This window comes from Streptomyces sp. JW3 (assembly GCF_052216785.1).
Classification (GTDB): domain Bacteria; phylum Actinomycetota; class Actinomycetes; order Streptomycetales; family Streptomycetaceae; genus Streptomyces.
The window spans coordinates 55,942-69,638 of sequence record NZ_JBQOUX010000012.1 but is presented as its reverse complement, the minus strand read 5'-3'; the positions used below and the strand labels follow the sequence as shown (position 1 = coordinate 69,638).

Annotated in this window: 14 protein-coding genes and 1 tRNA gene; 12 read left to right on the top strand and 3 right to left on the bottom strand. The window is 67.1% G+C overall.

What is annotated here, in order from left to right:
- The first annotated feature begins 4 nt into the window (after positions 1-4).
- Together ACTT8P_RS07885 and ACTT8P_RS07880 are read left to right on the top strand one after the other, a co-directional pair.
- Positions 5-304, top strand: coding sequence for a hypothetical protein (locus ACTT8P_RS07885; protein WP_226025174.1), 300 nt, complete (start codon positions 5-7; stop codon positions 302-304).
- Positions 305-1,500: 1,196 nt separating this feature from the next.
- A complete protein-coding gene (locus tag ACTT8P_RS07880) occupies positions 1,501-1,851 on the top strand; it encodes a hypothetical protein (protein WP_442830808.1) in 351 nt (116 codons plus the stop codon).
- Positions 1,852-2,353: 502 nt separating this feature from the next.
- On the opposite strand, the gene ACTT8P_RS07875 is transcribed toward ACTT8P_RS07880, so the two are convergent.
- Entirely contained in the window at positions 2,354-4,126 is a 1,773-nt protein-coding gene (locus ACTT8P_RS07875) for an AIPR family protein (RefSeq protein ID WP_442830807.1), read from the bottom strand.
- Between the two features lie 268 nt (positions 4,127-4,394).
- On the bottom strand, positions 4,395-5,135 hold the full coding sequence (locus tag ACTT8P_RS07870) for a GntR family transcriptional regulator (RefSeq protein WP_442830806.1): 741 nt from the start codon (positions 5,133-5,135) through the stop codon (positions 4,395-4,397).
- A 214-nt stretch (positions 5,136-5,349) separates the two neighbouring features.
- On the opposite strand from ACTT8P_RS07870, the gene ACTT8P_RS07865 reads away from it, so the two are divergent.
- The 8 genes from ACTT8P_RS07865 to ACTT8P_RS07830 all read left to right on the top strand — a co-directional run bounded on the left by ACTT8P_RS07865 (position 5,350) and on the right by ACTT8P_RS07830 (position 10,903).
- Positions 5,350-5,694, top strand: coding sequence for an SCO3933 family regulatory protein (locus tag ACTT8P_RS07865; RefSeq protein ID WP_442830805.1), 345 nt, complete (start codon positions 5,350-5,352; stop codon positions 5,692-5,694).
- Positions 5,694-7,016, top strand: coding sequence for an FtsK/SpoIIIE domain-containing protein (locus ACTT8P_RS07860; RefSeq protein ID WP_442830804.1), 1,323 nt, complete (start codon positions 5,694-5,696; stop codon positions 7,014-7,016). The genes ACTT8P_RS07865 and ACTT8P_RS07860 overlap by 1 nt, the downstream gene beginning before the upstream one ends.
- Positions 7,017-7,030: 14 nt before the next feature.
- Positions 7,031-7,225, top strand: coding sequence for a hypothetical protein (locus tag ACTT8P_RS07855; protein ID WP_215165653.1), 195 nt, complete (start codon positions 7,031-7,033; stop codon positions 7,223-7,225).
- A 62-nt stretch (positions 7,226-7,287) separates the two neighbouring features.
- The gene (locus ACTT8P_RS07850) at positions 7,288-7,578 is read left to right on the top strand and encodes a hypothetical protein (protein WP_215165655.1); all 291 of its coding nucleotides are present in this window, start codon (positions 7,288-7,290) and stop codon (positions 7,576-7,578) included.
- A 104-nt stretch (positions 7,579-7,682) separates the two neighbouring features.
- Complete coding sequence (locus ACTT8P_RS07845; RefSeq protein ID WP_442830803.1) at positions 7,683-7,946, top strand: hypothetical protein; 264 nt, start codon at positions 7,683-7,685, stop codon at positions 7,944-7,946.
- Positions 7,943-9,313, top strand: a complete 1,371-nt coding sequence (locus tag ACTT8P_RS07840; RefSeq protein WP_442830802.1) for a replication initiator — start codon at positions 7,943-7,945, stop codon at positions 9,311-9,313. Before ACTT8P_RS07845 ends, ACTT8P_RS07840 begins: the two co-directional genes overlap by 4 nt.
- Positions 9,303-9,518 carry a helix-turn-helix transcriptional regulator gene (locus ACTT8P_RS07835; protein WP_442830801.1) on the top strand — a complete coding sequence of 72 codons (216 nt, stop codon included), beginning with the start codon at positions 9,303-9,305 and terminating at the stop codon, positions 9,516-9,518. Before ACTT8P_RS07840 ends, ACTT8P_RS07835 begins: the two co-directional genes overlap by 11 nt.
- Complete coding sequence (locus ACTT8P_RS07830; protein WP_442830800.1) at positions 9,515-10,903, top strand: tyrosine-type recombinase/integrase; 1,389 nt, start codon at positions 9,515-9,517, stop codon at positions 10,901-10,903. Before ACTT8P_RS07835 ends, ACTT8P_RS07830 begins: the two co-directional genes overlap by 4 nt.
- Positions 10,904-11,835: 932 nt before the next feature.
- On the opposite strand, the gene ACTT8P_RS07825 is transcribed toward ACTT8P_RS07830, so the two are convergent.
- Positions 11,836-11,907 (bottom strand) — tRNA-Arg (locus tag ACTT8P_RS07825).
- A 94-nt stretch (positions 11,908-12,001) separates the two neighbouring features.
- Here ACTT8P_RS07825 and ACTT8P_RS07820 point away from each other — a divergent pair.
- Together ACTT8P_RS07820 and nrtL are read left to right on the top strand one after the other, a co-directional pair.
- Positions 12,002-12,538, top strand: coding sequence for a response regulator (locus ACTT8P_RS07820; protein ID WP_442830799.1), 537 nt, complete (start codon positions 12,002-12,004; stop codon positions 12,536-12,538).
- Positions 12,539-12,637: 99 nt separating this feature from the next.
- Complete coding sequence (gene nrtL / locus ACTT8P_RS07815) at positions 12,638-13,696, top strand: ArgS-related anticodon-binding protein NrtL (RefSeq protein WP_442830798.1); 1,059 nt, start codon at positions 12,638-12,640, stop codon at positions 13,694-13,696.
- Position 13,697: the final 1 nt, after the last annotated feature.

Sequence of the window (13,697 nt, the reverse complement as noted above, 5' to 3'; positions counted from 1 at the left end):
CCTGATGACGGACCGGCATGGAGTCATCGCCCCTCGCGCCGAGAACCTGACAGTCGGCGTGAACTATGTCCAGGGCTGGGCAAAGGCCCGACGCGGCGCCGAAAGCCTTGCCGAGCAGCTTGCAGCGTTCGGCCTGGGAACCGATTTTCAAGGCCTCGCCGCAGACGTGAACGTGTGGGGCGACGGCCTGGTACGACTGGGCGCGGTTCGCCCTGATGCGGCGCTACTGCTGGCACGGCTCATTGAGGCCGGCACGGCGGTACAGGAGCGTGAGACGCGCCCGCATCTCAGTGTTCGGAACTGATCGACTCGAAGCCTCCTTCTCTGTGGCTGAGCGGCCTGTGGTCTGCTGCCCGGCCGGGACCGGCGCCCCAGCGCCGCAGCCCGGCCGGGCAGCAGACCACAACGCCGTTGCAGTCATCAGCTTGGGAAGTGGATCGATAGTTTCGGCTGCGCGGCGCCGGACTGTGGGAGCACACTGCCCCAGTGATCGAGAAGCTCGTGTCCCTGATCAAGACCCTCGGTATCATCGCCTTCTATTGCGGGGTGGTGATCGCCTGGGTAAGGACGGCGCCGCTTCGTCAATCGCTGAAACGAAGAGCCAAACAGATCGTTCGGGGCGCAGTAACGCCCGTAGGTCGACATTGGAATGCATGGATCACGGCGCATGCGATGCGGCGCGTGAGTAAGGCGTTGGTCCACTTGGAGATGGCTGTACCTGGGGTACCGACGCGCGGATGGTTCGCTCTCATTGAGGCAACCAAGGCTTGGACTGCCTTTATGCCTCTCGCGCTAGTCGGGCAGGCGATTCAAATCATTCTGTTGAGCTTTGCACTGCTCAATGTCGGAACAATTGTCGCTGCGGTCAGGCATGTCATGCAGAACCCGCCGGGTAGCGAGCATCCGCGTGAGCTGAACTGCCAGAGCAGTGGGAAAGTAGGCGGGCAGGACCCTGAGGCTGGCACAGGCGTTTCACCGTATTGCACTGAGCTCGACCCGCTCGCGACCCTCTGGGGTGCAGGGCGTGATGCAGGTGAATGGCTGTGGTCAGAGCTTGCGCCTGTGATTGCCAATCCATTGGGAGATCTGGCGGCCACTGCACGAACAGTTGTAGCTCTAGCCCTGTCAGTGATGTTTGGGGTGGCCCTTTGGGTCGCAGTGTCCCTTCTTCGCCACGCCAACGTCTCTACTGAGCACCGCGGTCCCAGCCTCTTGCCCACGGCTGCTCGGGAACCTCGACGGGTGCCAGCTCAGATAAAGCAAGATAGTACGACAGCAAGGTGGCAGCCGGTTGTAGTTCTACTGACTGTTTGCAGGAGTGTCGGGCTGGCGTACAGTCATCTGGAATCCCGTCACGTGCTGCATGCTCCCCGGGTTAGTTTGAAGACAGCCGAGCGGGTCGCATGGTCCGCTTGGCGAACTAGGCACGGTCGTATCCGACGGGCCCGCCGGGGCGAGCTGAAAAGGCATGCTGCTGCGGTAGTAGGGGCTGTGCGCGCCATGGAAGCAAGGCAGGACAGTGAGGCTGATACGTCGAAGGTATTTGAGGATACGGCGGTACTGCTGCTGAAGATCGCTCAACGTTATGCAGAAGGGCGCACACTAGCACTGTTGGACCCCGATGATCTTGAAAACGTGATTCCGGCGCAGAGCCGGGAATGGATGCGTCTGCTCGCCCTCGGATTGATTGTCACGGGCACAGTGACGGGCGCACTGATGGCCGGATTGCCGGAAGCCGCGGCAACGCCGTTGATCGGGGTGATTTCTTTGCTCGCTTGGAGCGTTTTGTACGGAGGGCGGATGGTTGGTGCTGACCTCGTCGATGTCATGCGGGGACAGAGCCGCGGATAACGGCAAACACGCACTATCCAACTGTGTTGGTGATTTCGAGCCGACCCTTCTGGCTGTGCCCCGGCAGAATGGGAACCTGCGACCCCCGATTTAGGAGAGAGGCTGGGTGATCTCGCCCCTGAGCTGCGGCTTCGACGGCCGAGGAAGCAGGCGGCTACTCGACCGCAGGGCACCGGCGCTGACCGTGGCTGACCCGTGCATCTGGCACGGTGGTGGCACGAACCTCAGCCGACGACAGTCAGCCACGACCGCGGGCGCGCCGACCGACCAGGCGCGCGTATGCCTCGCTGCACCCCCACCGGCCTCGGCCACGCTGCCTAGGTTGTCGATCAGAGCAAGCGCCGACGGCCGGCACGTGATGATGGTGCCCGAGCCGCCCTCAGGTGGCTTGAACCGTTAACGGGCGGTTCCGGGGCTCACCTGTAGGCTTTTTCCCCGTCCATGGCCATTGCTGGCCTCGGACGGGTATGGACGCCCCTACAAGTTTCGCCGCTGCTGACCCTTAGGGGCGTTTTCCCGTCCCGCGGCTCTTCGCGGTGGGATTGTGAGTGAAGTTCATGCTCGCAATAAGGTGTCTGGTGAAGGGCTGCCGTTTGGTGGCATCTGAGGACGAACTCTTCGACTGAGCGGTATACTTATCAAGCTCTTCCTTGACCTTGGTCCCTGATGCCTCTAGTTCCTCGTCGGTGAACTCCCGGTCTTGCTCCGCGAGTTGAGCAATTTCTCGCCAGTGTGAGGGGTCTTTCCCGATGGTCTTCATGACCAACGTGAAGGCGACGAAGGGAGCCAGATATCGTCGCTCCGGATACCTGGTCTGCGATTTTCCTGACTGTAGGTACTCGTCGACTTGGCGTAGGACTCGCGCAGCCCAGTAGAAGACCTGCGGGCTTGCTTTAGGGTCGAAGGCCTGCCGATAGCGGGCATCCTCCGCTAGTAGCGAATTGGGCTTACCGCGAGCCACTTCCGGCCGACCGTAGGCAATGGCGTACATTGCTTGACCAAGGTAAGGGATGCTCACGATCTTGCCGGGATCTTTCCCGAGATTTCGGTAGTACCCTTTGCGGCGATCATAGAACAGACCCTTAGCCCCGAAGTAGGCTTCAATTCTGCGTTGGATTTCGTCCGTCGCTCGAAGCGAAGCATCCGGAACGGGTGTTTGCCTATTCGTTGCTCGGATGATCTTGTCGCGTACAGCGTCGTTGCTTGCCTTGATGACGCGTACAAGAATTTTCCGATCATCGGCGGGAAGGCTCTCGCCTTTCTCTGCCCGCTCCTTGTGCCAATTGAAAATGGTGTGCGAAGTCTGGAGGCCGTTGACGATTTGAATGTTTTTTAGTGCGAAAGTCTTTCCTACGCTATGCGCCTCATCGCATACAATAGTTACACCGTTGTTTAGCCACCAGAAGTCCGGGCTAGCGCTCTCGTTCAGCGAGCTCAAGATTTCCTTATTGACAGCAACTTGTCCCTGGTAATCCCGAACGTTGGCTTCGAAAATATGTCTTCTCAGTGTGAGATTGTCATCGGTAATTAGCCTGACGAAGCTTGACAGTCGAGCCAGAGCTACGTATGACTCGCCGCTCGTCAACACTTCATCGCATTCGAGCGTGAGGGTTTCAGCCTTGCGGGTGTCGTACATGCGCCAAAGTTCGTCAGCGCCAAGTAGGTCAACGGTGACATCTGCAGACGGGAGCTTAAGAAGAATATCCTCTCTCAGTCGCTCTGCTCTGCTGGTCACGTTGATGTTGGCTTGCTCTGTGAGCCCTCGGCTTCCGAGTACCACTTTCACAAAGACCTTCGGTCGCCTAACGAGAAGATTCTTGTAGGCAGAGCGAAATACAGTCAGCTTTTCGATGACTTGCTCGTTGAGTTCGTCAGACAGTTCCTCAAGTCGGCTCCCCAGATCAAGAGCGGAAGGCAAGACGGATTGGAGTGCCGAGACGGAATTTTGGGTGAAGCTCTGACTGAATTTTGATTGAATAACGTAGAGTGCCAGTTCAAGGCCTTCTGGCAGCTCTCGCGCTGCTTGCGGCTCTTCGACTACCTGATGGTCAATCGGCAGAATGCTGCCCTCTAGAATGGTGTAGATGGCATCAACGCCACCGTCGTTCGACCCGTCAACGACTCCATCGCTGATAGCGTCAAGGGTTACATCTTTGTCACGCAAAAGCAGCCAGGCAAGAAAAATCTCCCACGCATCGGCATCTGACATATGGGCAGCATTTTGACTCTTCCACTGTTCGTAGACAGTCGTGATCAGGGTTTGCGCTCCGGACACTTTCCATCCCCCTGGCAGGCGGCAAGAGGTCCATAGTTTACGTGCGAAACCAGATGATGTCTCCAGAATCGGTTATCGTCCGGGGCTGACTGCGGGGGGTCCAGGTCGGTGACTACTGTGCGCGTGGCACGGGCGTCTGCCGGGCTGGAGCGGGGCGGAGGCAGGAGCGCAGGCCCGGCCGGGGGCCGGGCCGCGCGCGGGGAGCGGAGCGAGCCGCCTTGATGAAGTGGAGAAAGTCTGAACCGCAGCGCTGCTCCTGGGGCTGCCGTTACAGCCGGAACGCAAGCTCCAAGTCATGCCCCGGAAGGTGGAACTCCTCCAGAGCAAGCGGCTTGTCGGCGGCGGTGAGCGTCACGCGCAGCACATGCAGCAGGGGTACCCCGTCGGCAAGCCGGAGCGCCTGGGCCTGGTCCGGCAGGGGCATGCGGGTGCGGACGTACTCCGTGAAGTGCAGCTCGTGACCCAGCTCCGCCAAGGCGTTGTAGAGCTGCGGGGCCGGCGGTGGAGGCGTCTCCTCGTACTTGGTGCCGAGGAGTACCGAGAACGGCACGTAGGTGCGATGAAGTTGGCGTAGGCGGCCCTGGTCCGCGGTCTGCAACGCGTCGTACGTGAACAGTGGCTCCCCCGGTGGGATGCGCAGCAGGTCGGCGAGTGCGAGGGGGGCGTCCGTGCGGGTGGCCGTGGGCTCCTCGGCGTCGGTCCAGCGGATGCCGTCGGCCTCGGTGTACTGACCGTCGGGCGAGCGGCGGACGCCGCGCGGGTAGGTGAAGCTGGGGCGGTTGTGGGGGGAGCGGGCGAACGTGCCCCGGCCCATGATGGCCTCGACCAAGCCGGATGCCCGTAGCTCGGTAAGTCCCTGACGGACTGTGGGGCGTGTCACGCCGAACTGCTTGGCCAACGCCTCCTCCGACGGGAGCGGTTGGCCGGCGGGGAAGGTGCCGTCAAGGATGCCTTCGCGCAGGTAGTCGGCAATCTGCCGGTACTTCGGCTGCGTGTTCTTCGGCGGCATGCCCTGTCCTCCGTGGCCTCGGCCTCTGCGGGTTGTGCGTCCTCGTGAACAACTTGTCCACGGCCGTAGACAGCTTCTCCCATCCCCAACCCGGTTGACAACCCGTACTACGGGTCGCCAATCTGGACTCACGCCACCCGTACTACGGGTGGTCTAGCTGTCCGTAGGGCCGTCCTGCGGCTGCTCGTCATCCAGATGTGAGGAGTCCAGAACTGTGGCAACCCTTCCGATCGACACCGCGAAGTACACGGGGATCATCTGCGCCGTGCCCCCGGCTCCGCGGCTCGTGAACCGTGAGTCCGGGCAGGTGCGGGTCGACCGCGACACCGGCAAGACGCTGTACCAGGTGGGCCTGTGCCTGATGGCTGGCACCTCGGCGGACGTGGTGAACGTGAGCGTCCCCGGTGAGCCGTCCGGCGTGCAGATCGGCACCCCCGTCACCGTGCGGGACCTGGTCGCCGTTCCCTGGGAGAACGAGGGACGGCACGGCATCGCCTACCGCGCCGCCGAGATCCGCCCCCTCCACGCGGCTTCCGCCGCCAAGGGGGCCGGGCAGTGATGATCCTGGCGTCCTCCGACCCGTCGGCCGGGGCCACCTGGCCGGGACGGGTCCTCGTGGTCGCCGCCGTCGTCGCGTCGGGCCTGCTGATCGTAGGCCCGGCGCTGCGCCGGAGGTCCCCGGCCGCCTGGTGGCTGTTACTCAGTTACCCGGCCTCCGCCTTCCGCGTCGCCCGTACCTGGCGGGCGCTGATGGCCGGGTGTGGGCTCGCCGTGAGCCGTCGCCCGGCGCTGACCGTGGTGTCCGGGCTCGTCGGGAACGGCGCTCCGCCGCCCCAACCGCGCGTCCCCCGGCACGGTTTCATCCGGCCCACGGCGGCCGGCTTCGAACTCGTGGCGCGGCTGCTGCCGGGACAGCTGCCCGACGACTTCGTGAAGGCGGCCCCCGCTATGGCGGAGGACTGGCAGGTTCACGCGGTCCGCGTCACCTGCCTACGGCCCGGCGTCGTACGGATCGCCGCCCTGTACGCCGATCCGCTCGCCGCACCTCGGGTGCCCCGTTCCCGGGGGCCGGGGCGGCTGCTGCGGGTCGTCGTCGGGACGCTGGAAACCGGGGCGTCCTGGGTCATCGACCTGCGCCGCATCCCGCACTGGCTGATCGTCGGCGCCACGCGCTCCGGCAAGTCCACGCTGATCCACGCTCTCGTCGCCGGACTCGCTCCGCAACCGGTCGCCCTCGTCGGGATCGACTGCAAGGGCGGCATGGAACTGTCCCTCTACGGCCCCCGCCTCTCCGCCCTCGCGACCGACCGGGCACAGGCGGTACGGCTGCTGTCCGCGCTGGTGGACCTCACCCTCGACCGGATGACGGTCTGCCGCACCGCCGGGGTCCGCAACATATGGGGCCTCGCCGAGAAGGAACGGCCGGTCCCGGTCGTCGTCATCGTGGACGAGATCGCGGAACTCTTCCTCGTCGCCGGACGACACGAGAAGGACGAAGCCCATGCGGCCGGCACCGCCCTGATCCGGCTTGCCCAGCTCGGCGCGGCCCTCGGCGTCTTCCTCGTCGTCGCCGGGCAGCGCGTCGGCTCCGACCTGGGGCCCGGAGTCACCGCGCTTCGAGCCCAACTCGGCGGCCGGGTCTGCCACCGCGTCGCCGACCCCGGCACGGCGGAAATGACCCTCGGTGACCTCAATCCGGACGCCCTCAAGGCCGCTCAAGCCATCACCCCCGAACAGGCCGGCACCGCCGTGCTCGCCTCCGGCGACGGCTGGGAGCGCGGCCGGTCCCACCTGGTCACCGAGGCGGACGCCGAAGCCGTCGCCACCGCCCACGCGCACCTGACCCCCGCACTGCCCGAACTGTCCGCCGCCCTGGCCTGACAAGGAGCGTCACCGTGCTGGTCACCACCTCGGCCGTGCTGCTGCTCGGCCTCGCGATCTGGTTCCTCCTGCGCATCCGCTACCTGCGCTGGCTGGACGTGCTGCTCTGCGGCGCCTTCGGCTTCCTGCTCTCCCGCACCGTCGCCGCGCCGCTGGTCTCGCTCCTGCTCTCCGGGGTGAACGGCCTGCTCGGACAGATGCGCTTCTGAGCCCTCCACACCGCGTGCCGCGACGTGCCCCGACGAACGACCCGAACGAAAGGCATCCGTCCGTGTCCGACTACACCATCCGCTCCGGTGACCGTGCCGCCTTCCTGGCCGGCCTGCGGGAGCTGACCGATTTCCTGACCGCCAACCCGACCGTCCTCGTGCCGCGCCGCCCGTCCTTCGCCGTCCTGGTCGACGCGGACGACTCCGACGCCCGCCGGGCCGGGGTGGAGTCCGCTGCCTCCGCGCTCGGCGTCCCGGTCGCCGACATCGGCATGGGCTACTTCGACGCCCGCCGTGAGTTCGGCCCCATCTCGTACCTGGTCATTGGCGTTCCGCCCCAGGACCGGCAGTGACCACCCGTTCCGCGGGCTCCCGACGGGGCGCGAAGTCGCCAAACCCGACCCCGCCAGGAGCCCACTCCCTCCGCCACATGAGCAGTGAAAGGAGCACTCACACTGTGTCCACCGCCCACCGTCCGCGCAAATCCCACGCGCCGGACTGCGACCTCCGGGCGCCCGACGACTACCCGGCCACCTGCGCCGGCCACGAACAGGTCGTCCTGGTCGCCCTCGACAACACCGAACGCCGCCTCTGCCCCGGCCACGCCGCAGCGGTCTGGCTGACGGACCCGACACACCGGTTCAGCGCCAAGACCCGACCGGAGACCATCGCCGCCGTCATGGGGTACGCCTTCGGCCCCGGGAACGGAGGGCGCCGATGAACGCGCCGCCGCCGCTCCCGCCCGCCGTGGCCGCGTTGCTGGACCGTGCGGCCCGGCCCGACTTCCCCGACTGGCGTCGTACCGTCATCCGCCTCGGCGGCTGCACCAACCCGGTCCACCTCGTCGGCTCCGCCCGCCTGGTCGATACGGCGACGGGGGAAGCCCTGACCGACGTCGACGGCTCCGACCCGAACGGCAGGCGTCTGCTGACCGCCTGCGGCAACCGCCGTGCCTCGGTCTGCCCCGCCTGCTCCCGCGTGTACCAGGCGGACACCTACCAACTCGTACGCGCCGGCCTCGTCGGCGGCAAGGCGGTACCGGATTCGGTGAGCGAGCACCCCCGAGTGTTCGCCACCCTCACCGCTCCCGGCTTCGGGCCGGTCCACACCCGCCGGGAGCGGTCGGGCCGCGTACGCCCGTGCCGTCCCCGCCGGGATGCGAAGAACTGCCCACACGGCGTGCCCCTCGGCTGCTCCGAGCGGCACGCGCCGGATGACCCCTGCCTCGGCGAACCCCTCTGCCCGCGCTGCTACGACTACGCCGGGGCCGTGCTCTGGCAGTCCTGCGCCGGCCTGCTCTGGCACCGCTTCGGCATCGAGCTGCGGCGGGAGATCGCCCGCCGGGCCGCGCTGTCCCGTGCCGAGCTGGCGGACGTTGCCCGGCTCTCGTACGCGAAGGTCGCCGAGTACCAGCGGCGCGGCCTGGTCCACTTCCATGCCGTGGTCCGCCTCGACGGCCCGGACGGGCCGGACTCGCCACCGCCCTCCTGGGCGAGCGCCGCTCTGCTCGCCGATGCCGTCCCTGCGGCCGTCGCGCGGGTCCGTTTCCAGGCGCCTGGCTCGGCGGTCGTCGGGGCGCGTGTGCTGCGCTTCGGCGCTCAGGTCGACGTACGCCCGGTCGCCGCGTCACCTGTGGGGGAGCGGCCTGCGCCGGGCGCGGTTGCCGGGTACATCGCCAAGTACGCCACCAAGGGCGCCGAGACGGCCGGCGCGGTCGACGGACGTATCCGGTCTGCCCGGGAAATGGTCCTTCTGCCGGTACGGGCGCACGTGCTGCGCATGATCGGTACGTGTTGGTGGCTCGGCGGCCTCCCCGCCTTCGCGGGCCTCGGCCTGCGCCGCTGGGCGCACATGCTCGGCTACGGCGGCCACTTCTCCACCAAGTCCCGCCGCTACTCGACCACCCTCGGCGAACTCCGCCGCGCCCGCGCCGAGCACCGCGCCCAGGAGCAGCGCGCGGCCCTGGGCCTGGAGGGCCATCCCGTGGCCTACGTCGGCCAGTGGCGGTACGCCGGACGCGGCTGCTCCCCGGAAGCCGCCCTCCTCGCGGCCTCGGTACGGGAGGACGGTGTTCCCCATGGCGCGTGACCGGACCGGCATCGAGCTGCTCACCGTGCGCCAAGTCCTCGAGGAACTGGGCGGCGTCTCCCGCCGCACCTTCTACCGCTGGCGTGAACTCCACCTCGCCCCCGCCTGCATCCGGCTCCCGAACGGCGAACTCCGGGTCCGGCGTGACGCGCTCGACGCCTGGGTGGAAATGCGGGCAGAACATGAGGACGGAGGCATGCGATGAAGTCGTACAAAGCCTCTGTCTGGAAGCTGTCGGTCAATAAGACCACCAAGAAGCCCACGCATCTGGTGCGCTGGGCGGTCGACGGGCAGCCGTTCAGCGAGTCCTACAAGACCAAGGCACTTGCTGACCGCTTCCGGTCGAAGCTCGTACGCGCCCTGGACAAGGGTGAGCCTTTCGACACGGTGACAGGGTTGCCGGACTCGCTCCGGGGTGGCAGAGCCGCTGTCTCGTTTCTCGGTCTGGCGGTCGCGTACGTGGATGCCCGCTGGGCCGATGCATCGGCGAAGCAGCGGGACAGCATGACGGACGCACTGGCGACGGTCGTGCCCGTCCTGGTGAAACCTGGGCGCGGCCGCCCAACTCCGGAGATGCTGCGCCGGGCGCTGCGATCGTATGTCCTGCCTGTTCCCCGGCGGGATCGGGAACGTCCGGAGGAGATCGCCGCCGCTGTCCGATGGATCGAGAAGGCGTCGCTTCCCCTGGCGGAACTGCTGGAGATCGCCCGGGTGCACGAACTGATCGATGGACTTGGGCGACGGCTGGACGGCAAGCCGGCAGCGACGCAGACGTACAGGCGGCGCCGTGCCGTCGTCTTCAACGCTCTGGAGTACGCGGTAGAGCTGGAGTACCTGACCTCCAACCCCCTGGCTCGGGTGCGCCGCAAACGGGGCAAGCGGGCGGTGCAGGAAGTCGACCGGAGGGTGGTGGTCAACCCTCGGCAGGCACGAGAGCTACTGACGGCACTCACGTACGTCGGCGGCTACGAGCGGGCGAGCGGTCGACGGCTGCGGGCGTTCTTCGGGTGCCTGTACTACGCGGCCATGCGGCCGGGTGAGGCACTCGGCCTGCGTCGTTCGGACTGCACGCTTCCGGTGGGTGGCTGGGGTCGTATCGAGCTGGCGGAGACGCGTCCGACGGCCGGTAAGACGTGGACCGACTCGGGTGAGGCGCACGATCGGCGTGGCCTCAAGCAGCGTGCCCAGGGTGAGGTACGCACGGTGCCGATCCCGCCGCCACTCGTGCGGCTGCTCCGCGAGCACCTGAAGGAGTTCGGCACGGCGGAGGACGGCCGGCTGTTCGCCAGCGAGCGGGGCAACGTGATCGCCGCCTCCTCGTACTCCCGCGCGTGGAAGCAAGCCCGGGAACTGGCGCTCGTCCCGCATCAGGTGTCCTCGGTCCTGGCCTCCCGGCCGTACGACCTTCGCCACGCGGGTGTCTCCCAGTGGCTCAACTCCGGCGTACCTGCCCCGGAGGTCGCTGCCCGCGCCGGCCACTCGGTGGACGTCCTGCTGAAGATCTACGCCAAGTGCATCGACGGCCAGGAGCAGGAGATGAACGACCGGATCATGCAGGGCCTGAGGGAGGGAGACAGCACCAGCCACTGACACGCGGCATGTCGATGAGGCGAAGCCCCGGGAGCGCTCAGGGGCTTCGCCTCATCCGTGAACAGGGCAAGCTGACGCGCTGATCTGCAGGAGAGCCTCGCCTCTTCCTGAGCCGCAGTTGGCGGTGGGCCTCTGGGTAGACAGCCCGGTCAGGGACTCAAGGGAGTGGGGCGCCAGGCCAATGATGTTGTTGTCGCACGGCTATGTGCTGCACCTTTCGCCTAAAGCAGACCTACGAGTCGAGCCACAACCAGCACCCCCACGAGCGCGGCCCCGCACCCGACTCCCGAGGCCATCAGAAACACGAGGCGAAGTGTCCCGTCTCCACTTTTCAAAGCTTCATTGACGATTCGGTACCAGTTCTTACGCATTAATTCTTTCCTTCCGCTGTTAATAAACCGTTGCTGGTCAAAGTAAGTTGCTTAGCAAAACTAAATAATTTTAGGCCGTCATTCGCCTCTGTTCTGTGCATGCCAGTAAAGCGCACGCCAGCGGCTGCCGTCACCTCTATCGGCCTCTTTGTTACCTTTGTGTGACCAGTGCGGCTTCGGTCGCCGTTGAACTCCTGCTCGTCCGTCAGGCTGGGTCGTCCGTTAGCGCCTTGGGGTGGCATGGCGGTCGAAGGTGCCGGCCCTTGTGGTTGGCAGGGCCTGTTCGGTGATGGGTTGGTCGAGAGGTGAGAGGCGGCACCAGGGAGGGAGTTGAAGCGCTTGGGTGGGCCCGGCCGGGCGGCTTCAGGACCTCTCGGTGCAGGGTGCGGGCGCCGCGCAGACAGAGGCGCTGACCTGCTACTGACACTCCAAGATCATCACGCTATTGCAACGTGATCACTGGCAAACGCCTGCTTCTGGCGGCATCCGCCCGCACACACGCGAAGACCCCGACTTCAGCGTTACCGCTGATGGCGGGGTCTTTGGGCACCTATTGCAAGGTGCCCCCGGCAGGATTCGAACCTGCGCACACGGCTCCGGAGGCCGTTGCTCTATCCCCTGAGCTACGGGGGCGTGTCGGTCGCGGTGCTTCTCGCTCGCGGCGACGGGTAGAACACTACCAGCTCGCTCGGGGTGGTCATGAACGGGTTTCCGCGGGTCGCCGTAGGTGCCCGGCGGCCCGGGGCGAGCCCCGAGTCCCCCGCACAGGGCAGAAGTAGGGAAAACCCGGACGCGATGGCCGACGTCGACCTACTCTCGAGGTGTGCCAGGGGCGTCGCGCCGGGTGCTTGTTGTGGACGACAACAAGGTCATCCGGCAGTTGATCAGGGTCAACCTCGAGCTGGAGGGCTTCGAGGTCGTGACCGCGGCCGATGGTGCCGAGTGTCTGGAAGTCGTTCATCAGGTGCGGCCCGACGTCATCACGCTGGATGTCGTCATGCCCCGGCTTGACGGGATTCGGACCGCCGGGCGGCTGCGTGCCGATCCTCGGACCCGGGATCTTCCCCTCGCCATCATCAGCGCGTGCAGTCAGCACGAGGTCGAGGCCGGGCTCGGGGTCGGCGTCGACGCCTTCCTCTCCAAGCCGTTCGAGCCGGCCGAGCTCGTCGGCCTCGTGCGCAGGCTCGCCGAGCGCAGGGCGGGCGAGGGGAGTGCGGCGGGCGGTTACCGGGACGTCGAGAGCCGCGCCGAGCAGGCCGGGTAGCCGCCGCCGAGAGGGGAGCGGACGGCGTTGCGTCCACATCCCGGAATGCTGGCGAAACCGGTTCGCGTACCCGCCCCCCTCCTCCCATACGCTGGTCCCGTGACCCCCGTCGAGCTCTCCCGCACCCTGCTGCACGCGGTGCGTCGCGCTGTCGACGACGGAAAGCTCACCGTGACCGTTCCGGAGCGGGTCGTGGTCGCGCCGCCGGGGCCCGGGGGATGCGGCGACTACGCCAGCAACCTCGCCCTCCAGCTCGCCCGGCCGGCCAAGCGGCCGCCCCGGGAGGTCGCCGACACACTGCGGTCCTATCTCGTCGGGGTGGACGGGATCTCCGATGTCGTCGTCACCGGGCCCGGGTTTCTCAACCTCTCCCTCGGTGACGCGGCCCCCGGTGTGCTCGTCGCGGAAGTTCTGCGGCGGCGGACCAGGTACGGGCACGTCGATGCTCCCGACGCTCCCGTCCGCCCAGCGGCCGTCGTCCACCTGCACTGCCCCCGCGAACTCCGCGCCCTCGTCGTCATGGACAGCGTCGCCCGGCTGCTGCGGGCCCAGGGCGTGCCCGTACGCACCAGTTGCGCGGCTCCGCCGCCGGAGGAGTGGGCGGTGGTGATGGACGGGGCCCGCGTCGACGCCACGCCCGGAGCCCTCGACGTCACCACCCGTCCCGTCCCGGTCGGCGACCCCGACGCAGTCCTCGCCCTCGGCCCCGACGCCGGACGCTGGGCCCTGCTGCACCCCGCCCCCCACGACCGGCCCCGCACCGGCGCCGACGAGCACCTCGTGCAGCGCGAGAGCAACCCCCTCTTCCGCGTTCGGTACGCCCACGCCCGTACCCGCGCCCTCCTCCGCAACGCCGCCGACCTGGGCTTCGTCCCCGAGCCCGGCCCCACCGCCGGCACCGAAGAGCTGACGAGCGCCCTCGCCGACCACCCCCGTGTCCTGGCCGCCGCCGCCCGCGCGCACGCCCCCGACCGGCTCGCCCGGCACCTGGTCGCCGTCGCCGATGCCACGCTGCCGCCGCTCCCCGCCGTACTCCCGCTCGGGGACGAGAAACCCTCGGCCGCCCACCGTGCCCGGCTCGCGCTCGCCGAAGCCGCCGGGGTGGTGCTGGCCGGCGGCCTCTCCCTGCTCGGCATCGACGCACCCGACCACCTCTGAC